The organism is Paraburkholderia sacchari, from assembly GCF_000785435.2.
Taxonomy (GTDB): domain Bacteria; phylum Pseudomonadota; class Gammaproteobacteria; order Burkholderiales; family Burkholderiaceae; genus Paraburkholderia; species Paraburkholderia sacchari.
In genome coordinates this window covers 402060-427761 of the sequence record NZ_JTDB02000004.1, presented here as the reverse complement: position 1 = coordinate 427761, position 25702 = coordinate 402060, and the positions used below count along the sequence as shown (strand labels likewise).

Sequence of the window (25702 nt, the reverse complement as noted above, 5' to 3'; positions counted from 1 at the left end):
CAGGTTCTCTCCTTGTGACCAGAGCTATTGTGGCCGGGCGCTGGGCCACAAGAAAGCACCAGAAATGAACATTTTTTATGTACCATGAACCCATGTCCCAACCGCTCGAAATCGCACTCGACCGATCCGCGAAAACGCCTCTGGCCGAGCAGATCCGCACAGCAATCAGTGCTGCCATCGAGGGCGGGGTGCTCGCGCCCGGTGCCCGCTTGCCCTCGTGGCTCGATCTTGCCGCGCAACTGGGCGTGGCGCGCGGTACGGTGCGCCTCGCCTACGAGCGGCTCTCCGACGCTCAACTGATCGTCGCTTCCCGGGCGGCCGGAACGCGTGTGGCGGACCGGCCGCCCGCCGCGCCTGTCGCGGAGGAGCGCAGCGATCCGGGGTCGTTCATGGAGATGTATCGGGAGCTCACCTCCGGCCCGGCCATCTTCCAGATGGGCGTGCCCGCCCAGGCAACGCTCCCCGCGCGGCTCTTCACCAAAGTGCGCTCGTTCGCGCTGCGCGCCGAGTCGAGCGCCTCGGTCGGCTATCCCGACCCGCGCGGCGAGCCGGAGTTGCGGCGTGAGATCGCCGCGTATCTGGCCATCGCGCGCGGCATGGCGTGTTCGCCCGCGCAGATCATCGTCACAAGCGGGTTCAGCGGCGGTCTCGGACTGACGCTGCGCGTGCTCGGCCTCGATGGACACAAAGCCTGGTTCGAAGACCCCGGTTTTCCGTTCACGCGGCACGGCCTGGAACTCGCGAGGCTCGAACTCGCGCCGGTGCCGGTGGACATGGAAGGTATCGATGTCGATTACGGCATGAGGCATGCACCCGACGCGGCGCTTGCCGTCGTGACGCCAGGGCAGCAGGCGCCACTGGGCCCGACGCTGTCCCTCGCAAGACGGCTGCAACTGCTCGACTGGGCAGCGAAGCAGGGTGCGTGGATCATTGAGGATGACTATCTAAGCGAGTTGCAACTGAATGCGCGCGCTGCGCCCGCGCTCGCGTCGCTCGATCGCGGCCAGCGTGTCATTCATATCGGCTCCTTCAGCAAGACGCTCAGCCCCGCGCTGCGGTTGGGATTCGTCGTTGCGCCCCTGCCGCTCGCGGCGCGGTTCGCGGAGGTGGCGGCTTGTCTCGCGCCTGCGCCGTGGCCTTCGGTGCAGCTCGCAACGGCGCAGTACATGCGCGAGGGCCACTACTTGCGCCATCTGCGCCGCCTGAAGCGGCTTTATTGCGCGCAGCGCGAGACCTTGCTCGCATGTCTGGACGAGCGCGGCTTCGAGACCCGAGCCGCCGGCCTGGCGGTGCTCGTGCGCCTGCCCGATGGCGCGCCGGACGTGTCCATCTTCAGGGAATTGCTGGCGTTCGGACTGGGTCCCGCGCCGTTGTCGCCCTGGTATATATCGCCGGCGCAGGCGCGATCGGGGCTGTTGCTGGGTATTGCGACATCGCCGGAGCGCAACCTCGCCAGAAACTGCGATCGACTGCGGGACGTGATACGACGGCACGCGTGAGTGGTAACCATCCGCACCGATTGTCGATGTGCCGTGCTACCCTGCGCGCAGTTTTTTGTAAGCCGCCAGAAAGGCGATATATTTTTTATTGCAAGGAATTCATGGAGTCCACGTTGATGAAGCCCTTCGAGTCGATCGATGGGAACCGGCCGCGAATGCAACGCCGCGCACGTATGTGGCCTCGCGAAATATGTGGACTGGACGGTCGGCTACATCCACGAAGGCAGTAGCGCGATCGCCCGGCGCGACGGCATTGCCAGCCAGCTTTGGCTCACGCGCGCGTTCCTCAACGACGCCGTGACGCTGGGCGTGGGCGCCGGTGCGTACTACGCAATCGATGAAAACGAGAACAGCCCCTCGCCGGGGCCGGGCGCAGGCACATTCTCGGGGATCGTCACGATTGCCGACTCCTATCGTTTCAGCCCGCACTGGGATGCGCGGCTGGAATGGAATCGCGTGGTGACGAGCTATAACCGCGACACCGATATCATCTCGGGCGGTATCGGCTATCGGTGGTAACCCTGTGGGGGCTATGGGCTGCAGTGGACCGTCTGGTTCGTTGCGGCCCGAATTACGGGTTCGATAATGCGCCCATAAGCGACTTTCATCGTTTATACAACACGTGCGTTAGTGCACTCACTGCTTTCATTCGACTCTGTTAGCCTTTTCTGCAGTATCACTTCGGGCTGATCCGCGCCCCGGCTTGTGCGATTGTCGAATCGAAAACAGGAGGGCTTATCCATGTTGCACTGGCTTTCAAACTTGATTGCCCATCATGCCGCAACGCCGGAGAAGCAGGCTGAACGTGCGTTGGGCGAATTGCGCATGGCGCTGTTTCAGGCCGAGCAGAGGGTTTTGGATGCGCAATTGCAGGCCGAATATTATCGCTTGCGCATTGCGTTCTGCGAAGAGGTCTTGAAGGCGGGGATCGAACAGGTATCGGATCACCGCAAGGGGCAACAAGAGTCCGTCACGCATGAATTGCGGCCGAATTTAAAGCTGACGACTTCACAGCAGGCGTAAACGAACGGTTGTGCCACGGCGATTGCGATCGGGCCGAAGCAGGCGGCCCAGTCGCTGGGCATGGTCACCATGGACTGTGGCCGCTGCTTACGGCCGCTATGGGAAACGCGCGCCTGGCGCGAACCGAGCACATCGGATGCTGAAGCACACTTGACCATTTTTGACTCTCTTCCTGAACCGTCCTTGATACGATTTCGAATTCACAGGACTCATGAACCACGAGTTCAATTCGAAGGGGATGGAACGATGAAGCGGTTCGCGATGACAATCCTGCTGACCATTGCGGTCATACTGCTCGTGACGCTCATGGTCGTGCTCAAGACGGCGCCTCCCCATGAAATTCCGACTGTCGGCAGCGCATCGGCGCTCAATGATTTGACATGCTAATCATTTGCGCCGATCAATTGAGCTGATACGAGAACGTAGCATTCACACGCTGTAGTACTTGCCGTCCGCGATCCGGAACCCCGCCGAAGCCGACGAAAGCCGCGAAGGCGAGGGCATGCCCGCATGCAGATACACGCGCGCCACGTCGAACGTCACATACGGCGTGATCGACTGCAGCCACACCTTGCCCAGCTTGAACGGATGATTGAGTTCGAGCACGAAGGCCCAACCCGAATCGCCTGAAGCCTCGCTGAGAGCGTTGCAAATGGCAGCCCAGAAAGCGCTTTACGTATGCGCGATATTGAGGGCCTTTAAAGAGCCGTATCGATACCCAACGCGTCGACAGCCTTGCGCTGATAGCCATGGGTCGCGAGCAACAGGCTGCGTGAATACTCGTTATCGACTTGTTGTGCCCTGATTTTCTCCACATCGAGTTCTTCAACAATTTGGCCGTTGCGCATAATCGCGACACGTGAGCACAAAAAGCTCACGACAGCGAGATTGTGGGAGACAAGAATCATCGTCAGGTTGCGTTCGCGATGCAGGCGCTTGAGCAAGTTCAATATCTCAGCTTGCACGGAGACATCAAGCGCCGATGTCGGCTCGTCGAGCAGCAACACACGCGGTTCGACGATCAGCGCGCGCGCAATTGCCACGCGTTGCCGCTGCCCACCCGATAGCTGATGCGGATAGCGAAATCGAAACGAAGCATTGAGCCCGACTTCACGCAACGCATTGACGATACGTTCTTCATGCTGGCCAATGCCGTTGATACGCAACGGCTCGCGCAACGTTTGATCGACAGTGAAGCGTGGATGCAGCGAGCCGTATGGATCCTGAAACACCATTTGCACAGCGCACTTTTGCGCGACGCCGGCTTGCTGCGCAATGCGCACCGTGCCTTGCGCGCCAGGCGTCAATCCGCTTAGCGCACGAAGAATGGTGGACTTGCCGGAACCCGACTCGCCGACGAGCCCGAACACTTCGCCTTGCGCGACATGAAAGCTCGTATCGCGGACCGCATCGACTACGCCCGCGACCGTCTTGAAGCGCACTGTCAACGCATCGACATCGATCATGCGGACGCTCCTTGCGTGTCGTTGAGCCATGCAGGATCGCGCGACAAAACGGGCAATTCGGCAGGCGGATTGGCAAGCGGCGGATTCGCGGCAAGCAACCCGCGCGTATAAGGATGTTGCGCATGCACGAGATCGCGCGCCGCGCAAGTTTCGACGACTCGCCCCGCGTACATCACCACCACACGATCGCAGAACGACATCACGAGCGGCAAGTCATGGCTGATAAAAATGAGACCGGTATCGTGTTTGGCGATCATTTCGTCGAGTACGGCAAGCACCTGCATCGATACGAGCACGTCGAGCGCACTGGTCGGCTCATCGGCGATCAGCAGACGTGGTCCCGTCGATACCATCATCGCGATCATCACGCGCTGTCCCATACCGCCGGAAAGCTCATGCGGATATGAATCCGCGACGCGCGCGGGGTTGCGAATATGCACCGCCTCGAGCGCTGCGATGATCTTCTCACGCATCGCACGCCGGTTGAGCTTCGGATCATGCAGGGCGAACGCCTCGCGCATTTGCTGCGCGACAGTCATTACCGGGTTCAGCGAGTACTTCGGATCTTGCAGGATCATGCCCATTTGCTGACCGCATAGACGGCGGCGCTTGTCGGCACGCATATTCAGCAGATCGTTTCCGTCGAAGCGCAACGTTTTCGCGGTGCAATGCGCGGCAGGCGGCAGAAGTCCGAGCAGCGCGCGGCCCGTCAGCGATTTGCCCGAACCCGATTCACCGACGATGCCAAGCCGCTCGCCTTTATTCAGCGTCAGCGAGAGACCGCGCACGGCTTCGTTCAGCGTGCCGTCGTGCGTGCGAAATGCGATGCGCAGATCGTCGATCTCGCAGAGAGGCGAGCGCGTTGTGCAGGGCGTTGCGTTCGTGCCCATATCAGTCTCCATGGCGGGGGTCGAACACGTCGCGCAAGCCGTCGCCGAGCAGATTGAATGCGAGGCTCACGAGCAGAATCGCGAAGCCCGGAATTGTCGCCACCCACCACGCGTCGAGCAGCACGTTGCGGCCCGACGCGACCATGAAGCCCCACTCGGGACTAGGCGGTTGTGCGCCGAGCCCCAGAAAACCAAGGCCCGCGACGGTCAGAATGATGCCCGCCATATCAAGCGTCGCGCGAACGATCACCGACGACGAACACAGCGGCACGATATAGCGCAGCAGAATGCGCAGCTTCGACGCGCCTTGCAGCCGTGCGACGTGTATGAAATCGGCTTGCACGAGCCTCAATGTTTCGGCGCGTGCAAGACGCGCATACGCGGGCCACGCGGTAATCGAAATCGCGATCACCGCATTGAACACACCCGGGCCCAATGCCGCGGCGAATGCGAGTGCGAGCACGATCTTCGGGAACGCTAGCGCGATATCCGTCACGCGCATCAGCACGTTATCGACCCAGCCTCCGAAGAAGCCCGCCGTCGTGCCAATCATCAAGCCGATCGGCACGACGACCACGACAACCAGGATCGCAATCGACAGCGTCAGGCGCGAGCCGTACATGATGCGCGAAAGAATATCGCGCCCGAGCTGATCGGTGCCAAGCCAATGAGCGGCCGAACCGGGCGGCAGCAGACGGTCGGACAACACCTGCCGGAGCGGATCATGCGGCGCGATCCAGGGGCCGATGACGGCGACGATCGCGAGCACCATGAGAATCGCCAGACCGAACACCGATAGCGGATTACCTGAGAAGCGCCGCCAGCGCCGATACGCAAGACCGAGCGCCGCCTGCCTGCGCGAAGCTGGCGTATCGGTCAGCAGCCAGGCTCTCCACGTTGGGCGAGGCGCGTTCATCGGCAAGTCCTGCGTTGAAGTTTCAACAGGTGGACGCACGTTGCAAATCTCCGTTGCATCAGCGGGCGCGCGGATCAAACACGCGATAGAGCGCATCCGTCAGCAGGTTCAACGCAATGAAAGTCATGCCGATCACGAGCGTGCTGCCGAGCACGGCATTCATATCGGCGTTGAGCAGCGCGCCCGTCAGATACGAACCGATGCCCGGCCACGCGAATACGATTTCGGTGAGCACCGAGCCTTCGAGCAAAAAGCTATACGACAGTGCGATCACCGTCATCAACGGAACCGCGATATTGCCGAATGCGTGCACCCAGACGACTCGCCGCTCGGACAAGCCTTTTGCGCGTGCCGTCGTGATGTATTCCTGGTTCAACTGGTCGAGCATGAACGAGCGCGTCATTCGGCTCAAATAGGCGACCGAGTAATAACCCAATATCGCAGCGGGCAACGCGATATGCGACAGTGCATTGAAAAAAACATCCCATTCCCCCGCGATCAGCGAATCGATCAACAGGCTGCCCGTGTGCGTATCGACCATGCCATCGAACACGGGGTCGATTCTTCCGGGTCCCGACACCCAATGCAGCTTCGCATAAAACAACAGCAGTCCCATCAGACCGAGCCAGAACACGGGCACTGAACTGCCGATCAGGCCGATGAAACGCGCGACGTGATCGATCCAGCGGTTGTGCCGTGTCGCCGCAATCACGCCGAGCGGCACACCGACCAATACGCCGATGATCGTCGACAGCGTCGCGAGTTCCAATGTGGCCGGGAAAACGCGCTTGATGTCGTCGATCACGGGATTCGCTGTCAGCAGCGATACGCCAAGATCGCCGTGCAGCACCGCGCGCACGTAGATGAAAAACTGCTCGGCAAGGGGCTTGTCGAGTCCGAGCTGAATGCGCGCGGCCGCATAAGCGCTCGCCGACGCGCGGTCGCCGAGTATTGCGAGCACGGGATCGATCGGCACCTTTCGGCCGATCACGAAGGTCACGGCCAGCAAGCCCGTGAAGGTGACGGCGAGCGTGAGCGCCCAGCGCAGAGCGCGCAACGTCCAGCGCATTGTCGCGCTGCGCGCGGAGGCAGCGCGTATCCGGTCAATGGGAGTGATCGTTGTCGACATGTCTCGCGTGCTTACTGCTTCTTCACATGCAGATACGACACGAGATCGTTGATTGGACCGACTTCGAGGCCCGACACGTCCGGACGCATCGCCACTTGCGACACCTGCTGGAACATGATGACGAACGGCGACTTTGCGAGCATTTCCTTCTGCATCGCCTGATAGAGTTGCGCGCGCTTGGCCGTCGACGATTCGGCGAGCGCCGCATTGGTCTGTTTCGTCAGATCGGGAATGTCCCACGAATTACGCCATGCGAGCATTTTGTACGCAGACTTGTCGGAGTTGTCCGGATTCCATGCGTAACCCTGCGCATTGCTGTGCGGGTCGATGTAATCCGCCGACCATTCGCCGATATAGATATCGTGCTGACGCGCACGATACTTCGCGAGCGTCTGCTTGTTGTCGCCCGGAATGATCTCGACCTTGATGCTGCCTTGCGCGAGATTCGCTTGTACGGCCTGCGCAATTTCATTGTACGGGTAAGCGCTGCGCACATCCATCGTCACGTTGAAGCTATTGGGCAAGCCCGCTTTGGTGAGCAGCGCCTTGGCTTTGGCAACGTCCTGATGATAGGGATTGGTATTCAACGCGCCGAGGAAACCTTCGGGCAGGAACGTTTGATGAACCTTGAACGTGCTCTTCGTCACGTTCTTCTGAATGCCGTCATAGTCGATCAGCCATTTCATGGCTTCCTGTACTTCCGGCTTCGCGAGATTCGGGTTCTTCACGTTCAGGCCGAGGTAGAGCAACGTCGCTTGCGGCACCGACATCACCTGCACCTTGTTGGCCTTGGTCAATGCGGCGAGATCGTCGGGGCTCAGATTGCGCGCGACGTCCGCGTCGCCGTTTTCGAGCAGCAGGCGCTGGCTCGCGGCTTCCGGCACATGGCGCATCACGATGCGTTTCATCGCGAGCGGCAGTCGGTAGCCGTCGTATTTCTGCAAGATGATGCTGTCGTTCGCCGTCCATTTGACGAGCTTGTACGCGCCAGAGCCCGCTTCGTTCGTACGCAGCCATTCGTTGCCGAAATCGTTGCTCTTCTGATGCGACATCAGGAGCTGCTTGTCGAGCACTGATGCGGGCCACGCACCCAGCACGTTCAGCACGAACGTGGGCGCGTATTTCTGGTCGGTCGTAACGCTGACGGTCGAGTCGTCGATCTTCTTGACGTTTTTCAGCGCGTTTTCTTTGGTCAGGCCAATGCCTTGCAATACGGCCGCCGCGCCTTTGTCGAGCAGCACGCAGCGCTGGATCGACCACGCGACGTCATCGGCTGTGAGAGGATTGCCCGAGTGGAACTTGAGACCCTGGCGAATCTTGAACGTGAAGGTGAGCCCATCAGGACTTACCGTCCACGATTGCGCGACGTCGCCATTGAATTTCGCCGGGTCTTTCAGGTCGACGCGCACCAGTCGGTCATAGGTATTCGCGACATATTCTTCCGGCACGAGCTCATAGACTTCGCCGGGATCGAGCGTCGAGAATTCGTCGAGCGTGGTGGCGATCACCAGCATGTCTTTCGGCGTCGCCGCAATTGCAGTGCTTGTTGTCGTCATCGTAAGCGTCAGTGCGGACACGACCGCGACTGCCGCCAGCGCATTGCGCAAAACCAGATTCATACTCGATCCGTATCGAGAGGGAAAATCGGTGAGAAACCCGCAAACGGACAGCAAAGAACCAGAACGCGATTACATCAATTTCAGGGGGCCGCTTTCGCTATTGTCAATAATGGGCAGCGAGCGTGAATCCTGAATTTCGTAATGCCACCATTCGCCTGGAATATGCGTGAATCCTGCCGCATGCATGATGCCGAGCAGCAGCAAGCGATTGCGCTGCACATGCTGCGGCAAGCCGCGGTGGAAGTGCTCGGACGCCTTGATCATTGCATCGAAGCCCGTGCCCATGTCGAGCGCTTCGCCGTCGCTGTCGATCAAGGTGAGATCGAGCGCCGTACCCCGGCTATGGTTCGAGCCTCGGCCAAGTTCTGCGACATACGTGGGATCGGGCAGAAAATCCCACAGAACTTTTTGTGCTTGCGGCGGACGGTACGCATCGAAAATACGCAGCTTCATGCCGACGCTTTCAGCAAGCTCGACGGCTTTGCGCAATCGGGCTTCAGCGGGCGCGAGCAGCAGGGCGTGCGCTTCCTTGTAGATCACCTTGCCGGTGAAATTGCGATCGGTCGCATACACGAGGTCGAGTTCGACGCCATGCGTTTCCGGTGTGATGTGAATGAGGTGCGGTGTGCCGGTCATGATTGTCAAAGATCGAATTGATCGAGTTCGCGTTGCAGCTCGCGGCTGTGCGCGATACGTTTGTCGATGGAGGAGCCAAGCCGCCCGACAATCGACGTAATCAGCAGGTTGAACAGGCAAGTGAGCGGCGCCAGCGAATCCCAGAACTGACCGACATCCGTTTTCACTTGCAGCAGATCGCAGGCGAAGTCGCGCGCCCACGGGCAATAGAGATCGGTGACGAGCACGAACGGCAATTCGCGCCGTGCCGCCGCCTCGCAATAGCGGCGGGCAATGCGCGAATAGGCACGCGTGTCGGTGACGATCAGATACGGCGACGCGAACTCCGAATTCAGCGACTCCACATACGAACCAGACATGCCGTCGGAAAAGAACACACGTGGCCGCAGATACTCAAGGTAGCTGTAGAACGCATTCGAAATGCCGCGCGTCGATTGAATGCCGAGAATAAAGACGGCATCCGCAGTGGCAATGCGCTGTGCGACGCGGGCGAATGTATCGCCTAGCGCAAGCTGGTACACATAGCGGATTGCATCGATCTCGAGATCGAGCGAGTGCGCGAGCGCGGTTTCACCCGGATTTTCCACGCCGTTCGCGTAGCCGTCGCGGCGCTCGCTGCGCCAGGCGTCGAGGCGATCAGTAATGAACCATGGCCGTACTTGTGCACCGCGCAATTCGCGCTTCAGGTCGTCGAGATTGCGATAGCCGACGCTGCGCAGAAAGCGCCCGACCGAAATGCCGCTCGTGCCCGTCTGTTGCGCGATCTGATCCGCCGTCTCCAGGCCGAGGCGCTCCAGATTCGCCAGCATATAACTGGCAATGCGCTTGGCCGTAGGCGTGAGCGTTGCAAAACTCGCTTCGACTGTATGAGCGAATGCGGTGGACATCGAGTCGTGTTTCCGGTTTTCTAGTTAGTTATCTGTCATTGCTCGGCGTACTGGTATGTATATGACAAGGACAATAAAGCGAGTGCTAACTTGATTTTTTTATTGGATCGCGAAGATCAATAGCGAGAAGGCGCTATCGCGCCGTTCTCACTTCTTCTCATGCCCGCTCCAGTTCATGCGGTGACGGTCCACCGTTTCGCGATGGCGTTCATCGTCTTCGGCATGCAGATAAAGGCTGGTGGTGTTGAGCGACACATGGCCGAGATTGTCGCGGATCGTGCGCAGGTCCACGCCGCCGTCCGCCTGGTGCGAACCGGCGGTGTGCCTCAGCCAGTGTGCCGATGCGCGGTCGAGTTCGTCGGCGCGATCGGCGAATTCCGGACCCTTGTCGCGCAGCCACGCGGCAGCGCCCCCGAAAATGCCCTTGATGGCGTCGTGAACGGCGGAACGCGAGAGGCAGCGAGCGGTGCCCTTGAACGGGAGAATGAGCGGCAGTTCCTCGGCGCGCGTGGGCAGGGCGGGCAGCCCGTTCGCGATCCTGTACCGGCGCAGCTCGGCAATCAATTCAGGCGAAGCGGGGACGATGCGCGCCTTGTCGCCTTTGCCCACGGTTTCCAGCCACCACTGATCCTGGCCGTCGGCGCCAAGACGCCGGAAGAAGTCGCCCATCCGGCCGCCCGCGACTTCTGAAATGCGCATGCCCTGGAGATAGAACAGCGTGGTGAGCCAGCGGCAGCGCGCGTGATATTTGCGCTCGGCTTCGGATTCCAGCGGCAGTTGCTCAACCCAGACCTTGACTTCGTCCCACAGCGAGGTGGACAGATAGCGCGTCACGCGCGGCGCCGAGCGCTTCGTGCGTTGCCGCAGGAGCGCCATAGGATTGCCGCGCAGGTAGCCTGCGTTGACGAGCCATGTGAACATCGCGTTAAGGATGATGAGCGCCTGGCGCTGGCTGGCTGGCGAAAGCGGGCCATTGAACGGACGCCAGCGTTCGTCGCTGCGCGCATATTTGCCGCCGTTTGCGGAAACCCAGCGGCTGGCCGGCTGCGGGTCGGTGAGGAAGGTCTTGTACAGCAGCAGATCCTCGTGCGTGAGCGAGGAAAACGGCTTGCCCAGCTGCACGACGGCCCAAAGCAGCAAACGCTCGGCTTCCTTGCGGTAGTTGTCGAAGGTGGTTTTGGTGTCCGCGTAGTTCGAGAGCCACGCGCGCAAGGCGTCCAGATCGTTGTTTGCCGCGAGCTGGCTGTTTTCGGCAACGCCACGGTTGCTGCCATCGCGGCCATCGAGCGCGGACGGCACAACGAGCGATTCGACAGGCTGGATGGTGGCGAGATCGGTGTTTTTCACGGCTGGAAGGCTCCGGCTGGGCGCGCACGGCTGCAATTTTGAAGATCAAACGATACACGACATTATAGTACTAATGTCGTGTATATGAAGTGGTAAGTTGATAATTTAGCGTATTACGTTAGATTATTAATTCTGCGGCCGAGCAGTCGATTCCCGCAAATCCGGTGCGGCGCAGCCCACCGAAACGCACGACGGCTCAGGATTTCCCTGCCCACCCCAGTGTGGGTAGTACCCGCCGGTTTTCCACCGCCGTACCGTGATCGCATCCGGCCGTTCGAGCGGCAATCCCGGCGCTTTCGCGCTACAACACCCGATGCCTCCGAGACTCCCGATGACCATTCACACTCGCTACAGCCCGAAGTCCGCGTGGGGCATGGAACTCACGCAGCAGTTGCGCGGCAAATCCGACGATCGCCAGGTCGAAGGCGTCCGCGTCGCGCTCGCGCACAACGTGGGCCTTTGCGGCGCTGGCGTCGTGACGGTCTACAAATCGATTTGACGGCGTACTGCACGGAGCCATCGACATGATCGACAAGCAACATATCGGCCGCAAGCTGCCCGCGTTCCGCGCGCTAGCCGAGCCGGGCCGCCTGCGCTTTTTTGTGAAGGCCATCGGCGAGACTAACCCCGTCTACTTCGACGAATCCGCTGCGCGCGACGTGGGCCACCCCGCCCTGCCGCTGCCGCCCACGTTCCTGTTCTCGCTCGAATTCGAGTAGCTGGCGCGACGCGGTTCGCGCGCCGGGGCGTTGCGGGACGCTGCCCAAATCGATATCACGTGGATGGCTACGCCGCCCCGATTATTCACAATTCGTGTTCAATGTTTCTACGCCAATGGGGGCTTATTTCGGGCGTCCTTTGAGGCATCCTTGCAGTCATCGAACGCACGCCAATCCTGGCGTGCGTGGCAACGGAGAACGAGACATGAGCAAGACCCTCAAGATCGCGGCGATTCCCGGCGACGGCATTGGCGTGGAAGTGATGCCCGAGGGCGTGCGGGTGGTGGAGGCCGCAGCAGCGAAGTTCGGGCTGAACATCGAATTCACGCATTTCGACTGGGCGAGCTGCGATTACTACCTCGAACACGGCAAGATGATGCCGGACGACTGGTTCGCCACGCTCAATGGCTTCGACGCCATTTACTTCGGCGCCGTGGGCTGGCCCGACAAGGTGCCTGATCACATCTCGCTGTGGGGGTCGCTGCTCAAGTTCCGCCGCGAATTCGACCAGTACGTGAACCTGCGCCCGGTGCGCCTGTTGCCCGGCGTGCCCTGCCCGCTCGCGAACCGCAAGCCCGGCGATATCGACTTCCTCGTGGTGCGCGAGAATACCGAAGGCGAATACACCTCGGTGGGCGGCAAGATGTTCGAGGGCACCGAGCGCGAGTTCGCGCTGCAGGAGGCGGTGTTCACCCGCCACGGTGTGGACCGCATTCTCAAATACGCATTCGAGCTTGCGAACCAGCGCGGCCGCAAGAAGCTCACGGCGGCCACGAAGTCCAACGGCATCTCGATCAGCATGCCGTACTGGGACGAGCGCGTGGCCGCGATGGCCGAGGCCTACCCGGACGTGAAGTGGGACAAGCAGCACATCGACATCCTGAGCGCGCGCTTCGTGCTGCAGCCGGACCGCTTCGACGTGGTCGTGGCATCGAATTTGTTCGGCGATATTCTTTCCGACCTCGGTCCCGCGTGCACGGGCACGATCGGTCTGGCCGCTTCCGCGAACCTGAACCCGGAGCGCAAGTTCCCGTCGCTGTTCGAGCCGGTGCATGGCTCGGCGCCGGACATCTTCGGCAAAGAGATCGCCAACCCGATCGCGATGATCTGGTCGGGCGCGATGATGCTTGAGTTCCTCGGCAACGGCGACGCACAGTTCAAGGCTGCCCACGACGCGATCATGCGGGCGATCGAGATGGTGCTCGTGGAAGGCCCGCGCACGCCTGACATGGGCGGTGCGGCGAAGACAGCGGACGTGGGCAAGGCAGTGGCCGCCGCGTTGTGAGGTGATGTAAGCCTGGGATCAGCTCAGCCCGGGCTCAATCCTCGCGCTTGATTGGAGTTCGATTCGGGCTCGACCCGACGGCCTCGCTCCAAACCCTCAGTTTCCGGCCGCCGCGCCATTGGGCGCCATGTCGGCGGGCTGCGCCGCGCGGCTGAGCGCCGTGAGCCATACGTCTTCGCCATGCGGCGCCACGCGCGCCTGGCCTTGTTCCACCACGAGCCGCGACGTATCGTCGGGCAGGCAAGCGCGGTACAGCACGCGATAATCCCCGCGGTGCGCGAGCGCATCGTTGACCGCCGCCTCACGTGCCGCGCGGTCGTCGGGATGAATGTGCCGCGAAAGTTCGACGTAATGGCGCGGCGCCTGCGCGGGATCGACGCCGAAGAGACGGCACCACTCGTCCGAGACGATCATCTCGTCTTGCGCGCGCAGCCAGCGCCATGCGCCGAAGCCCGCCATGCGAGCGGCGTCGTTGAGCAACTGCAGGCTCCGCTGTAGCGCAAAGTCCGCCTGCCTGCGCGCGCTGATGTCGATGGTCGTGCCCACCACCCGCAGGGGACGCCCCGCATCGTCGAGCAGGGTGGCCAGGCGCGATTCGATCCAGCGCGTCTGCCCGTCCGGCAAAATGATGCGAAAGTCCCACACGCGCGGCGCCTTGCTGGCGACTACTTCTTTCATCGCTTCGTCGTTGAGCCAAACCGAGTCTTCGGGATGCAGGATTTCCCAGAACTCTTCGTTGCTATGGATCTCGCGGCCGTAGACTTGCGCGCAGTTGCTCGAATAGATGAGTTCATCGGTAACGAGATTCCATTCCCATGTGACGATGCCCGTCGACTCCTGGGCCTGCTTCATGCGCGCTTCGTTCGACACGATCTCGGCCGTGTAGCGGCGGCGCAGGTCGGTCATGGGCAGCTCGGTCGTGCCCGCGAGGCCCAGGTCCCTTACGGCATCGTCGCCGTATCGCAGCCAGACCCAGTTCACATCGAGGAACGCCGCGAGGCGGCGCAGATTCGAGTAGTCGATCTCGCCGCCGCGCGTCCACTTGTGCACGGCGGGGCGCGAAATACCGACGGCGTCGGCCACTTGCTGCAAACTCAGCTTCTTGTGCTCGAGCAGCACTTTCAGACGAAACGCGAACGTATCCTCGGACATCCATTTCCCTCTATGACGAATCGCGCGGTCAAACTGGGCAGGTGAAATTCAGGCGACAAAAAACGACGCAAGGCAAACAAAAAAGGCGGCATATGCCGCGAGCCGTCGATCGGGCCGCGACATATGCCACCGGTAGTTTAACGGATCGGCACTGTAGCCGTTTCATGGAGCGCTATCGCGGCCTCGCGGGAAGCCGTCCTGTGCGGTTCCTTTCCGTGTCGGTTTGCAACTCGATCTACAGATCGATCACGAGGCGCGGAGTGCGCGAGCGCGAGACGCACAGCAAAATGGTTTTCTGCGCGGCCTTTTCCTCGTCGTCGAGATACTGGTCGCGATGATCGGCTTCGCCTTCGAGGATCGCCACTTCGCAGGTGCCGCACACGCCTTCGCGGCACAGCGATTCCACCGTCACGCCTGCGCGCTCGATGGCCTTGAGGATGGTCTCGTCTTCGCCCACTTCGAGCTCGATGCCGCTCTTTGCGAGCACCACGGTGAAGGCCTTGCCGGCGGTATCGGTGGCCGCGAACTGCTCCGAGTGCAATTGCGCCTTCGGCCAGCCGAGCAGCGCGGCATTCGCGTAGACGGCGTCGTTCAGGCCCTGAGGGCCGCACACATACACATGCGCGTCGGCGGGCAGGCCCTTGAAGAGCTTGAGCAGGTCGAGGCGCTGGCCTTCGCTATCCACGTAGCAGTGCACGCTGGCCGCGTGCGGGCCAGCCTTCAGCTCGTCGACGAAGGCTGCGTGCTCGGGGCTGCGGTACGCGTAATGCAGTTCGAGTTCGAGATCCTCGGGGCGATGCTCGGCGAGCTGCGCGAGAAACGGCGTGATGCCGATGCCGCCCGCGATGAACACATGGCGCTTCGCGCCGGGTGCCAGCTCGAACAGGTTGGCGGGCGAGCCGATGGCGAGGCGCGTGCCGGCCGCCACCTTGTCGTGCATGAACGCCGATCCTCCGCGCGAGGCTTCTTCGCGGCGCACGGCAATCTGATACTGGCGCGTGTCGTGCGGCGAGCTCAGCAGCGAATAGGCGTTGTGGTGCCACGCATCGCCGTCCTGCATCGAGACGAGCACGTGGGCGCCGCCGCTGAACGACGGCATCGGTGCGCCATCGGGCAGCGCGAGCGTGAAGCGCTTGATGAGCGGGGTGAGTTGCTCGACGGCGACAACGTCGACAGTGATCGATTCGCGGGCGTTCATGGTGCCTTCCTTTGCCCCAGGCTGTGCCGCTCGAAAGAGCGTGGGCGTGGCCTGAGGTTGCTTCGTTATTGCCCGTACAGGTTGCGCGGGCGGTTGATTCTGAATCCGGAAAAAGGAGCGGATGCGGCGCGGACCGCACCCGCCCGAAAGTCGGCGTGTTATCGCCCGACGCCTGCCATGCAGAGGTACTTGATCGACAGAAAATCTTCGATGCCGTACTTCGAGCCTTCACGGCCGATGCCCGACTGCTTCACGCCGCCAAACGGCGCGACTTCGTTGGAGATCAGACCCGTGTTGATGCCGACGATGCCGTACTCCAGCTGCTCGGCCACGCGCCAGATGCGGCCGATGTCGCGGCTGTAGAAGTACGCCGCGAGCCCGTAGATCGAATCGTTCGCGAGCTGCACGACTTCGGCGTCGCTCGAAAAGCGCACGATGGGCGCGACCGGCCCGAAGATTTCCTCGGAGAGCACGGCCATGCCGGGCTTCGCGTCGGCGAGCACGGTGGGCGCGTAGAAGTTGCCGCCGCGTGCGTGCGGCGTGCCGCCCGTGACCACGCGTGCGCCTTGCGCCACGGCGTCGCGCACGAGGCCGTCGACTTTGTCGCGCGCCGCTTCGGTGATGAGCGGGCCGATATTCACGCCCTCGGCAAAACCGTCGTCCACCTTGAAGGCGGCCACGCGCGCGGCGAAGCGGCGGCAGAACTCGTCGTAGACCGAGTCGTGCACGTAGAAGCGATTCGCGCAGACGCAGGTTTGACCCGCGTTCCGGTACTTCGAGACCAGTGCGCCTTCGATGGCGGCATCCAGATCCGCGTCGTCGAACACGATGAACGGTGCATTGCCGCCCAGTTCCAGCGAAACCTTCTTGACCGTGTCCGAGCACTGACGCATCAGGAGACGGCCCACTTCGGTCGAGCCCGTGAACGTGAGCTTCTTGACGAGCGGGCTCGACGTCATTTCGAGGCCGATCTCGCGCGACTTGCCCGTGACGATGTTGATCACGCCGGCCGGAATGCCGGCCTGCTCGGCAAGCGCTGCGAGCGCGAACGCGGAAAACGGCGTCTCGTTGGCGGGCTTGATGACCATGGTGCAGCCGGCGGCCAGCGCCGGAGCGGCCTTGCGGGTGATCATCGCGGCCGGGAAATTCCACGGCGTGATGGCGGCGCACACGCCGATCGGCTCCTTCGTCACGACGAGACGCTGGTCGGGGTTCGGGCTCGGGATCACGTCGCCGTCGATGCGCTTGCCTTGCTCGGCGAACCACTCGATGAACGAAGCGGCATAGGCGATCTCGCCGCGCGCTTCGGCGACCGGTTTGCCCTGCTCGCGCGTCATCAGTTCGGCCAGTGCTTCCTGGTTCGCCATGATGAGCTCGAACCAGTTGCGCAACAGGCGCGCACGCTCCTTGGCAGTGGTGGCGCGCCATGCGGGGAAGGCGCGGTGCGCGGCCTCGATGGCGGCGCGCGCTTCGGGCGCACCCATGTTCGGTACGCTTGCGATGCGCTCGCCGGTCGAGGGGTTGGTGATGTCGAGCGTGGCGCCGTCGTCGGCGTTGCGCCACTGGCCGTCGATATATGCCTGCTGGCGGAACAGGCCGGGATTTTGCGGTGAGTTCATGTCAGTCCTGATACTGTTGAGCGAGCAGGTTGTGGAAGTGCGCAATGCCGTGCTCGCTGACGCCGCTGCGTTGCTTGTCGACCATGATGCGGCCCTGCCCGCGATAGCCGCGCGATTTCAGGCCCTTTTGCACGCTCTCCACGAGGCGCAGGTCTTCTGGACGGAACACGGTGCGATACCACTCGATGAGCTTTTGCTGCTCTTCGGTCGGCTCGTCGTTCAGGAAATAGATGTCGTAGTGCTGAAGCGTGACTTCGGCGCTCATCGGGAATTCGTAGATGACCGTCATGAAGTCGCCGCCCGGCGGCACGTTGAACATCGTGCACGGCCATGCCCAGTAGCCGCTGAAGCTCGGGTCCTTGATGGACGGATCGAGCTTGAACGAGCGCTCCGACGACTGCGCGTGGCCGAACTGCACCGTCCAGTTGCCGTGCAGCGTGTGCGTGTACTGGTCGATCTTCACGGAGTCGGAGAAGCCGGGGTGCGCCGGGCCGCAGTGGTAGCACTCGAGGTAGTTATCGACGATCGACTTCCAGTTGGCGGGCGTCTCGGTCACGAAGCGCGCGGCGAGTTTGAGGTCGTCGATGACCGGACACGCCTTGCGCAGGCTCGCTTCGAGGCCGGGCAGCTGTGCTTCCACGCCTTCGGCGTCCGGGTTCAGGTTGATGAACACAAAGCCCGCGTATTCTTCCACGCGCACCGGCACGAGCGTGGAATTCTCCTTGTCGAACGACTCCACGTGGTCGCAGTTGTTGGCGTGCGCGAGTGCGCCGTCGAGCTTGAACGCCCAGGCGTGGTACGGACAGGTGATGACGTTCTTTGCCTTGCCGCTGCCTTCGAGCAGCTGATGGCCGCGGTGCGGGCAGACGTTATAGAAGGCGCGCAGGACCTTGTCCTTGCCGCGCACGAGCAGGATGCTCTCGCCTACCACCTCGCGGGTCACGTAGGCGTTCGTCTCGGCCAGCTCGCTGCGATGCGCCACACAGATCCACGCGTTTTCGAAGATCTTCTTTTCTTCAGCCTTGTAGACCGACTCGGACGTGTAGTAGCTCGCCGGGATGGTCCAGGCAAGCTCCGGGTTGGCGCAGAAGTCAGCCGGCAGCTTGGGAAGTTCGGGTTTCTTATGGAATTCGATCGGGAGATAAGTCATGGGGTCCGTCGTACTGGGTGTGATTAACTGGTAGTTACAACAAAACTATGGGTTAACGGAAATATAAGAGAAATCTCGCTGGGAGTTGATCAGGGTTATCCCTCGATGTGGTCCTAAAGCGGTTATGATTTGATGCGGAACGCCTATCCTTACTGTTTGAAATCAACGGGAACTGATCGAGCGCATTACGAGTGCACTTTTCCGGTCGACGTCAATAGGAGAATGCGATAGTGAGACGAAACCCTCCAGGCTGCGTACCATTGTTAACTGATAGTTTGATGTTAACCGTAGGATAACCGCGCCGTGTCAGGAAACTGGAACTTCTGGTATCGGGACCGGCGTGGCGGGCGGAACCGCGTGGTGCGGGGCCGCTCGAGCTACCCCACAACTGGAGGAGACATGTCACAAGAGGCAATCGCCGACGCGCTGGCCAACGAGCCGTCGCGCGGTAAATCGCGGATTGAATCGCGCTCGATCGATTACGTGCCGCTTGCCGAGCGCAAGGGCAAGGCCTGGCACCTGTGGCCCGTGTGGTTTACGGGCGATGCGAACCTCGCGACCATCGCGGCGGGCGCGATCGGCATCAGCATGGGCGGCAACCTGTTGTGGAGCGCGATCGCCATCGTGCTCGGCAACATGCTGGGCACCTTCTTCATGGCGTTCCATTCGAGCCAGGGGCCGCAGCTCGGGCTGCCGCAGATGATCCAGTCGCGCCCGCAGTTCGGCTACATGGGCGCACTGCTCGTGTGGGTGGTCGCACTCGTCACCTATATTGGCTACAACTCGTTCAACCAGCTCATGGCGGGGCAGACCGCGCATCACCTGCTCGGCACTGAACCGCACGTGAGCTACATCGTCTTCACCGTGCTGTCGGTCGCGCTCGCCGTGTTTGGCTATGACCTGATCCACAAGGCGCAGCGCTGGCTCGCGTTCGCGCTGCTGGCCGCGCTCACGATCTTCAGCATCGGCGTGTGCATGAAGGTGCAGTTCCCCGCAGGCCAGCTGAGTCTCGCCGGCTTCAAGACCACGCCATTCCTCGTGCAACTCTTCTCGGCAGCGGCTTACCAGCTCTCGTGGTCCATCTACGTTTCGGACTACTCGCGGTATCTGCCGCCCAATACCGGCGTGCGCGCCACCTTCTGGTGGACCTTCCTCGGCGCGCTCATCGGCGGCATCTGGATGATGCTGGTGGGCACGGCGGCGGCGGCGCTCAACTCGCAGATCGAAATCTCGGACGCAGTTCAGCGTGCGGGCGACATGATCTATCCGGGCTTCGGCACAGTCACGCTGCTGCTCTCGCTGCTTGGGTTGCTCGCCATTACCGGCCTGAACTTTTACGGCGCCTCGCTCACGCTGCTGAGCATCACCGACTCGTTCAAGCCGCTCAGGTCGAGCGCGACCAAGCGTATTGTGAGCCTCGTTATCGTGGCTATCGTGGCGACCTCGCTCGCGTTCTCGGCCTCCGATAATTTCATGGGCAAGTTCGGCGACTTCCTCGGCATCCTGGGCTATCTGTTCACGCCGTGGACCGCGATCAACCTGATCGACTTCTTCGTCGTGCGTCACTCGAGCTACTCGGTGCGCGAGATCTTCAACCCGCGTGGCATCTACGGGCGCTGGAACTGGCGCGGCCTGACCGCGTACGTCGTGGGCTTCGTTGCGATGATTCCGTTCTTCAAGACGGAGATGTACACCGGGCCGGTCGCTCGCATGCTGGGCGGCACCGACATCGCAATGCTCGTGGGCCTGCCCGTGGCCGCATTGGTCTACCTGTGGACCTGCCGCTCGCTCGACCTCGAAAAGGAACGCCAGCTCGTGCGCGAAGCCGACCGTGGCCTGAACTGATCCGCTTACTCCCATAACATCATGAATAAGACACATAAATTGCGGAATACAGTACTCCTTACCGCATTGCAGGCGGCGATGCTCGTATTCGCCGCGCTCCCGATGGCCTCGTATGCGCAAAGCAGCGTCACGCTGTACGGCATCATCGATGGCGGCGTCACCTACGTCTCCAACGCGGGTGGCTCGCACCAGGTGAAGTTCGACGATGGCGTCTCGTATGGCAACCGCTGGGGCCTGAAGGGCACCGAATATCTGGGTGGCGGATTGAAGGCCGTGTTCAAGCTGGAAAGCGGTTTTCACCTGGGTAACGGGCAGATCTCGAACGGCGGCTCGCTGTTTGGACGTCAGGCTTATGTAGGTATCGAAAGCGACTGGGGCACGCTCACCTTCGGCAACCAGATCGACATGACGCAGGAGATGGTCTACACGTACAACGTCAGCGCATGGGCCAGCGGCTACGCCATCAACCAGGGTGACTTCGACCGCATGAACGGCGACCATCTGCCTAACGCCGTGAAGTTCATGTCGAACAGCTACGGCGGCTTCCAGTTCGGCGGCATGTACTCGTTCAGCAATACGCCGGGCCAATTCCACACGGGCAGCGCGTGGAGCGTGGGCGCGCAGTATCAGCACGGCGCGTTCTCGATGGGCACGGCGTACACGCAGTTGAACAACCCGTCGGGCATCTATGCCTTCGACCCGTACGCGATGATCGGCACACACACGTTCTTCGGCCGGCCCACGGTGAGCGTCGATCCTGCCTCGGGCGCGATCACCGACCTCTATGCGAGCAATCCGTTTCCGGTGGACAAGCAGGGCGCGTTCGGCGTGGGCGCGAGCTACGTGATGGGTCCCGTCACGCTGATGGGCGATTTCACCTACACGCAGCTCAAGGCGTTCGGGCAGACCGAGCACATGCAGGTGGCCGAAGGCGGCGCGGACTGGCAGATCACGCCTGCAGCAAGCCTGATTGGCGGCTACCAGTACACGCACTTCGACGGGCACCACTGGAACATGCTTTCGGCGGGCTTCCATTACCTGCTTTCGAAGCGCACGGATGTCTACATCTCGGGCGACTGGTTGAAGGCTTCGCAGGGCGTGGACGCGGTGATCGGCTATAGTTTTACGCCATCCACCACGACCACTCAGGCTGACGTACGCATCGGCATGCGCCATTCGTTTTAAGCGCGCGTTCCGACGCTGCGGGCGCAAGCGAAGATGCCGCCGCGGGCCACCGTGCCCCGCGTCGGCACCCATAGCTCACGCCCGCGTGCCGGCCTGTGCATTTGTCAGACTTCCCGCTATGAAACTGCCCGCCTCACCCGAACTCGGCGACCTGCGTGTGTTCTGCATGGTCGCTCGCAAGTCCAGCTTCAGCGGGGCGGCCGAGGCGCTCTCCGCTTCGGTCGCCTACGTCAGCAAGCGAGTGGGCGTGCTCGAGACGAGCCTCGGCACGCGCTTGCTGCACCGCTCGACGCGACGCGTGGCGATGACGGCGGCGGGCGAGCGCGTGTTCGCCTGGGCGGAAAAAATCCTCGACGACGTGGACCAGCTCGTCGAAGACGTCTCCAGCACGCGCCGCATGCCACGCGGCACGCTGCGCGTGTCAAGCAGCTTTGGCTTTGGCCGCCAGTTCGTCGCGCCCGCGCTGGCGGATTTGCAGGACCAGTATCCGCAACTGAACGTGCGGCTCGATCTGTTCGATCGCGTGGTGGATGTGGCGGGCGAAGGCTTCGACCTGGACGTGCGCATCGGCGACGAAATCGCGGGCCATCTGATCGCGAAGCGACTAGCGACGAACTATCGGGTGCTGTGCGCCGCGCCCGCTTATCTGGAGGCGCACGGGGTGCCGCAGCGCATCGCGGATCTGGAGTCGCATGCCTGTCTCGCGATCAAGGAACGCGATCATCCGTTCGGCGTCTGGCGTCTGAACGCGGGCGGCGAGACGGTGGGCGTGAAGGTGACGGGGCCGCTTTCGACGAATCACGGCGAGGCGGCGGTGCAATGGGCGCTGGCGGGGCGCGGCATCGTGCTGCGCTCGATCTGGGACGTCCAGCCCCTGCTCGACGAAGGGAAGCTCCAGCGAGTGCTGCCCGATGTGACGCAACCGGCCAATGTGTGGGCGGTGTTTCCTGAGCGCCTCGCGCAGTCGGCCAAGGTCAAGGTGTGCGTGGATTTTCTGGCCGAAACGTTTGCCAGGGCCGGGATCGGCGGAGCACAGGCGAAGGTGCGAACGCCGCCCGGCGCGCCCGCGCGGACGTCCCGCTCGCGTACAAGGACTGGAACGTAGTCAGTTCGGCTCTGATGCAAATAAGCGTTGCAGCCAATTGTTTCGCACCGCGCCAATGACACGCTCACGCAGTTCGCGCTGACGAGTCAGGCGCCGTGGTGATTCGGACCGGGGCGCCAGCGCGCGGGCGCCGCATGCGTCAAGGGTGTTGCGCGCCGGTGCGGTCCTGCTGTACCTTGAGCCCCTCCAGATTAGCCAAAAGGAGAAACTCCATGTTCAAGTCCAAGCTACGCCGAGCGTTGACCAAGGAACGGCGAACCACGATGGATAGCAGGCGCCTCGATCGGGAAGCGGCCGCGCAGCGCCAGTCCGATCAGCCGGAGCACGAGCCGAAATCGGATGTACCGCGCTTTGGTGAGCGCCCGTCACGTCACTGAACGCCAACGCTTGCGCGCGCCGGTACCCAGCGCCTCCCCCCCCGACTGCTCACGACGAGATCAAAACTTCCGCGGCAGCCTCGGGATGGGGAGGTCCCTTTCATTCTCTAGATAGCGGCGATCAACTCCGGCACCGCCGAGAAAAGATCGGCCTCGAGCCCATAATCTGCAACGCTAAAGATCGGCGCTTCAGCATCCTTATTGATGGCGACGATCACCTTGGAATCCTTCATCCCCGCAAGGTGCTGAATCGCCCCGGAAATACCGCACGCCACATAAAGCTCGGGCGCGACGATCTTGCCGGTCTGCCCGACCTGCCAGTCGTTCGGTGCGAAGCCCGCATCCACGGCCGCGCGCGATGCGCCAAGCGCCGCGCCCAGCTTGTCGGCGAGCGGAGTGAGTACTTCGTGGAATCGCTCGCTGCTGCCCATGGCGCGGCCGCCGCTCACGATGATGCGCGCATCGGCAAGCTCCGGACGATCGCTCTTCGCCACCACGCGCTCGACAAAGCTCGACAGGCCCGTGTCCGCCACGGCAGCCACCTGCTCCACCGCTGCCGCGCCGCCTTGCGAAGCCGCGCCCTCGAATGCAGTTGCACGCACCGTCACGACCTTCACGGCATCGCTGCTTTGCACCGTGACAATCACGTTGCCCGCATAGATCGGACGCTCGAAGGTATTGGCGCTCACGATACGCGTGATGTCCGAGACCTGGGCCACGTCGAGCAGCGCGGCTACGCGCGGCGCGACGTTCTTGCCCGTGCTCGTCGAAGCAAACAGGATGTGGCCGTAGGCTGGCGCGAGCGCCACTACCTGCGCCGCGAGGTTTTCGGCAAGCGCCTCGGCCAGTTGCGGTGCGTCCGCGTGCAACACGCGCGCGATACCGACGATGTCCGCAGCGGCTTGCGCCGCGCCGCCGGCATTATGGCCGGCAACCAGCAGGTGAACTTCGGCGCCACATTGCAACGCGGCGGTTACAGCGTTGAGCGTTGCGTTCTTGATTGAAACGTGATCGTGTTCGGCCACGACCAGCACTTTGCCTTGCGCAGTCATTGCAGCTCCCTCAAATTACCTTGGCTTCGTTCTTCAGTTTCGCGACCAGCGCGGCCACGTCGGGCACCTTCACGCCGGCGCTGCGCCCGGCGGGCTCCGCGCTCTTGAGCGTATTCAGGCGCGGCGCGACGTCTACGCCCAGTTGCTCCGGCGTTACCGTATCCAGCGGCTTTTTCTTCGCCTTCATGATGTTCGGGAGAGTGGAGTAGCGCGGCTCGTTCAGGCGCAAATCGGTCGTGACGATTGCCGGCAGCGAGAGTTTCACGGTTTCGAGGCCGCCGTCGATTTCCCGCGTAACAACTGCCTGACCATCGGCGAGCTCGACCTTGCTGGCGAACGTGGCCTGGCCCGCGCCCATCAGCGCGGCAAGCATCTGGCCGGTCTGGTTGCAATCGTCGTCGATTGCCTGCTTGCCGAGGATCACGAGCTGCGGCTGCTCCTTGTCGATCAGCGCCTTGAGCAGCTTGGCCACGGCGAGCGGCTGCAACGCCGCATCCGTTTCGACCAGCACGCCGCGGTCGGCGCCGATCGCCATGGCGGTTCTCAGTACTTCCTGGCAAGCGCTCGCGCCGCACGATACGGCCACCACCTCGGTCGCCGCGCCCTTCTCCTTCAGGCGCACGGCTTCCTCAACGGCGATTTCATCGAACGGATTGATGCTCATTTTGACGTTCGCGAGATCGACGCCCGTGCCATCCGACTTGACCCGGACCTTGACGTTGAAATCGACGACTCGTTTGACTGCTACCAACACCTTCATCTTTGCCTCCATAAATTAGTTTCCCAGTCCTGACTAACTACCGAGGCCAGCAGCATGCCACCGCCGCCATAGTCGCCAACGAGGTTCAGCGGCGGCACCGGTGCGCTGTCTGCGCCTCGGCCGATGCCCGAAAGCACGCCAGAGCGCGCGATGTAGTTCAGATCGTGGCCCGCGCGCGCGGCGAGCGGCCCGGTCTGCCCCCAACCCATCATGCGGCCATAGACGAGCCGCGGATTACGCGCGAGTTCGGGCCGAGGTCGTCCGGCGCTACGGGCCGATCGATGCGCATGACGTTCGCGCCCATGTCGGCCAGCATCATTACCGCAAATGGGGCGGGGCCAATCGCCTCGAATTCGAGGACGCGAATTCCGCTTAACACACCCATTGTTTGTCTCCGTCATGTTTGGACTTGTCTGGCGATTCCTGCCGTCATGAGCAACCGCTACGCCCACTCAAGTAAGCCAGATAGGGGCAAGCGCGTGACCACCCTCATTGGGTGGCGCGAAGGGCGGGCTGCGGGTGGCCGCCGCCCATGGCCGGGCGCGTGAATGGTGGGGGGAATACGCACCACGAACCGTCGTGGTGCCTGAAGAACACGATGGCATAGCCGCCGGAATGTCTCGCCGTCTCGACGCGCACGCAGCGCCACGGCGTCGAGCGGCATGGCTGCACGCGGGTCAGCACGATCTGCGCTGCGGGTTGTGGCGCGAGCCACTTCTCGATTACCGCGCGCAACGACCTTCCGTGCGCGCTTTTATGCGCTTTTTCGTGCCCCATCATCGCTGTCTCCCGCGCTGCTCCGTTCATGAGGCGGCATGCGGCTAATCGAACCGATGCACACCT

26 protein-coding genes and 2 pseudogenes are annotated in these 25702 nt (G+C 62.2%); 11 read left to right on the top strand and 17 right to left on the bottom strand.

Going from position 1 to position 25702, the window contains the following annotated elements; translation table 11 throughout:
- Positions 1–92: 92 nt before the first annotated feature.
- The 4 genes from pdxR to NH14_RS17525 all read left to right on the top strand — a co-directional run bounded on the left by pdxR (position 93) and on the right by NH14_RS17525 (position 2909).
- The gene (gene pdxR / locus NH14_RS17540; protein WP_035535236.1) at positions 93–1499 is read left to right on the top strand and encodes a MocR-like pyridoxine biosynthesis transcription factor PdxR; all 1407 of its coding nucleotides are present in this window, start codon (positions 93–95) and stop codon (positions 1497–1499) included.
- A 138-nt stretch (positions 1500–1637) separates the two neighbouring features.
- Positions 1638–2018, top strand: coding sequence for a hypothetical protein (locus tag NH14_RS17535; protein ID WP_052148629.1), 381 nt, complete (start codon positions 1638–1640; stop codon positions 2016–2018).
- A gap of 222 nt (positions 2019–2240) precedes the next feature.
- On the top strand, positions 2241–2522 hold the full coding sequence (locus NH14_RS17530) for a hypothetical protein (protein ID WP_035535215.1): 282 nt from the start codon (positions 2241–2243) through the stop codon (positions 2520–2522).
- A 246-nt stretch (positions 2523–2768) separates the two neighbouring features.
- Positions 2769–2909: a hypothetical protein gene (locus NH14_RS17525; RefSeq protein WP_161790909.1), complete on the top strand. Its 141-nt coding sequence runs from the start codon at positions 2769–2771 to the stop codon at positions 2907–2909.
- A gap of 42 nt (positions 2910–2951) precedes the next feature.
- Here NH14_RS17525 and NH14_RS17520 read toward each other — a convergent pair whose 3' ends face one another.
- The 9 genes from NH14_RS17520 to NH14_RS17480 all read right to left on the bottom strand — a co-directional run bounded on the left by NH14_RS17520 (position 2952) and on the right by NH14_RS17480 (position 11412).
- Positions 2952–3128, bottom strand: coding sequence for a hypothetical protein (locus tag NH14_RS17520; protein WP_161790908.1), 177 nt, complete (start codon positions 3126–3128; stop codon positions 2952–2954).
- Between the two features lie 92 nt (positions 3129–3220).
- Entirely contained in the window at positions 3221–3988 is a 768-nt protein-coding gene (locus tag NH14_RS17515; RefSeq protein ID WP_035535212.1) for an ABC transporter ATP-binding protein, read from the bottom strand.
- Entirely contained in the window at positions 3985–4878 is an 894-nt protein-coding gene (locus tag NH14_RS17510) for an ABC transporter ATP-binding protein (protein WP_035535209.1), read from the bottom strand. Before NH14_RS17510 ends, NH14_RS17515 begins: the two co-directional genes overlap by 4 nt.
- Before the next feature lies 1 nt (position 4879).
- Positions 4880–5794, bottom strand: a complete 915-nt coding sequence (gene nikC, locus NH14_RS17505; RefSeq protein ID WP_035535206.1) for a nickel transporter permease — start codon at positions 5792–5794, stop codon at positions 4880–4882.
- A gap of 58 nt (positions 5795–5852) precedes the next feature.
- The gene (locus tag NH14_RS17500) at positions 5853–6863 is read right to left on the bottom strand and encodes an ABC transporter permease (protein WP_407947152.1); all 1011 of its coding nucleotides are present in this window, start codon (positions 6861–6863) and stop codon (positions 5853–5855) included.
- A 71-nt stretch (positions 6864–6934) separates the two neighbouring features.
- Positions 6935–8542, bottom strand: a complete 1608-nt coding sequence (locus NH14_RS17495) for an ABC transporter substrate-binding protein (protein ID WP_035535200.1) — start codon at positions 8540–8542, stop codon at positions 6935–6937.
- A 69-nt stretch (positions 8543–8611) separates the two neighbouring features.
- A complete protein-coding gene (gene ddpX, locus NH14_RS17490; RefSeq protein WP_035535197.1) occupies positions 8612–9178 on the bottom strand; it encodes a D-alanyl-D-alanine dipeptidase in 567 nt (188 codons plus the stop codon).
- A gap of 5 nt (positions 9179–9183) precedes the next feature.
- On the bottom strand, positions 9184–10065 hold the full coding sequence (sapR, locus tag NH14_RS17485) for a sap1 transcriptional regulator SapR (protein WP_035535194.1): 882 nt from the start codon (positions 10063–10065) through the stop codon (positions 9184–9186).
- A gap of 147 nt (positions 10066–10212) precedes the next feature.
- A complete protein-coding gene (locus NH14_RS17480; protein WP_035535191.1) occupies positions 10213–11412 on the bottom strand; it encodes a tyrosine-type recombinase/integrase in 1200 nt (399 codons plus the stop codon).
- A 331-nt stretch (positions 11413–11743) separates the two neighbouring features.
- On the opposite strand from NH14_RS17480, the gene NH14_RS17475 reads away from it, so the two are divergent.
- The 3 genes and pseudogenes from NH14_RS17475 to NH14_RS17465 all read left to right on the top strand — a co-directional run bounded on the left by NH14_RS17475 (position 11744) and on the right by NH14_RS17465 (position 13416).
- Positions 11744–11911: a thiolase C-terminal domain-containing protein gene (locus NH14_RS17475; RefSeq protein WP_407947151.1), complete on the top strand. Its 168-nt coding sequence runs from the start codon at positions 11744–11746 to the stop codon at positions 11909–11911.
- Between the two features lie 25 nt (positions 11912–11936).
- Positions 11937–12128 (top strand): annotated as a pseudogene (locus NH14_RS17470) (FAS1-like dehydratase domain-containing protein); the annotation flags it as partial.
- 208 nt (positions 12129–12336) lie between these two features.
- Positions 12337–13416 (top strand): tartrate dehydrogenase, encoded by a 1080-nt coding sequence (locus NH14_RS17465; protein ID WP_168727147.1) that lies wholly within the window; start codon positions 12337–12339, stop codon positions 13414–13416.
- Between the two features lie 96 nt (positions 13417–13512).
- On the opposite strand, the gene NH14_RS17460 is transcribed toward NH14_RS17465, so the two are convergent.
- From NH14_RS17460 to NH14_RS17445, 4 genes are all read right to left on the bottom strand, one after another.
- Positions 13513–14568, bottom strand: coding sequence for a PAS domain-containing protein (locus tag NH14_RS17460; RefSeq protein WP_035525150.1), 1056 nt, complete (start codon positions 14566–14568; stop codon positions 13513–13515).
- 235 nt (positions 14569–14803) lie between these two features.
- Positions 14804–15766, bottom strand: a complete 963-nt coding sequence (locus tag NH14_RS17455; protein WP_035525152.1) for a PDR/VanB family oxidoreductase — start codon at positions 15764–15766, stop codon at positions 14804–14806.
- Positions 15767–15924: 158 nt separating this feature from the next.
- Positions 15925–17385, bottom strand: coding sequence for an NAD-dependent succinate-semialdehyde dehydrogenase (locus NH14_RS17450; RefSeq protein WP_035525155.1), 1461 nt, complete (start codon positions 17383–17385; stop codon positions 15925–15927).
- A gap of 1 nt (position 17386) precedes the next feature.
- Positions 17387–18535, bottom strand: a complete 1149-nt coding sequence (locus NH14_RS17445; RefSeq protein WP_052147956.1) for an aromatic ring-hydroxylating oxygenase subunit alpha — start codon at positions 18533–18535, stop codon at positions 17387–17389.
- Between the two features lie 399 nt (positions 18536–18934).
- Here NH14_RS17445 and NH14_RS17440 point away from each other — a divergent pair, with 399 nt between their 5' ends.
- The 4 genes from NH14_RS17440 to NH14_RS17425 all read left to right on the top strand — a co-directional run bounded on the left by NH14_RS17440 (position 18935) and on the right by NH14_RS17425 (position 23047).
- Complete coding sequence (locus NH14_RS17440) at positions 18935–20380, top strand: purine-cytosine permease family protein (protein ID WP_052147957.1); 1446 nt, start codon at positions 18935–18937, stop codon at positions 20378–20380.
- A 78-nt stretch (positions 20381–20458) separates the two neighbouring features.
- On the top strand, positions 20459–21565 hold the full coding sequence (locus NH14_RS17435; RefSeq protein ID WP_052147958.1) for a porin: 1107 nt from the start codon (positions 20459–20461) through the stop codon (positions 21563–21565).
- A 118-nt stretch (positions 21566–21683) separates the two neighbouring features.
- Entirely contained in the window at positions 21684–22670 is a 987-nt protein-coding gene (locus NH14_RS17430) for a LysR substrate-binding domain-containing protein (protein ID WP_084225312.1), read from the top strand.
- A gap of 212 nt (positions 22671–22882) precedes the next feature.
- A complete protein-coding gene (locus NH14_RS17425; RefSeq protein ID WP_161790837.1) occupies positions 22883–23047 on the top strand; it encodes a hypothetical protein in 165 nt (54 codons plus the stop codon).
- A gap of 107 nt (positions 23048–23154) precedes the next feature.
- Here NH14_RS17425 and NH14_RS17420 read toward each other — a convergent pair whose 3' ends face one another.
- The 4 genes and pseudogenes from NH14_RS17420 to NH14_RS17405 all read right to left on the bottom strand — a co-directional run bounded on the left by NH14_RS17420 (position 23155) and on the right by NH14_RS17405 (position 25639).
- Positions 23155–24099 (bottom strand): electron transfer flavoprotein subunit alpha/FixB family protein, encoded by a 945-nt coding sequence (locus NH14_RS17420; protein ID WP_035525160.1) that lies wholly within the window; start codon positions 24097–24099, stop codon positions 23155–23157.
- 10 nt (positions 24100–24109) lie between these two features.
- Positions 24110–24859, bottom strand: a complete 750-nt coding sequence (locus tag NH14_RS17415) for an electron transfer flavoprotein subunit beta/FixA family protein (protein ID WP_035525161.1) — start codon at positions 24857–24859, stop codon at positions 24110–24112.
- Positions 24860–24903: 44 nt separating this feature from the next.
- A pseudogene (locus NH14_RS17410) lies at positions 24904–25244 on the bottom strand (CoA transferase); the annotation flags it as partial.
- Between the two features lie 104 nt (positions 25245–25348).
- Entirely contained in the window at positions 25349–25639 is a 291-nt protein-coding gene (locus NH14_RS17405; protein WP_237179661.1) for a hypothetical protein, read from the bottom strand.
- Positions 25640–25702: the final 63 nt, after the last annotated feature.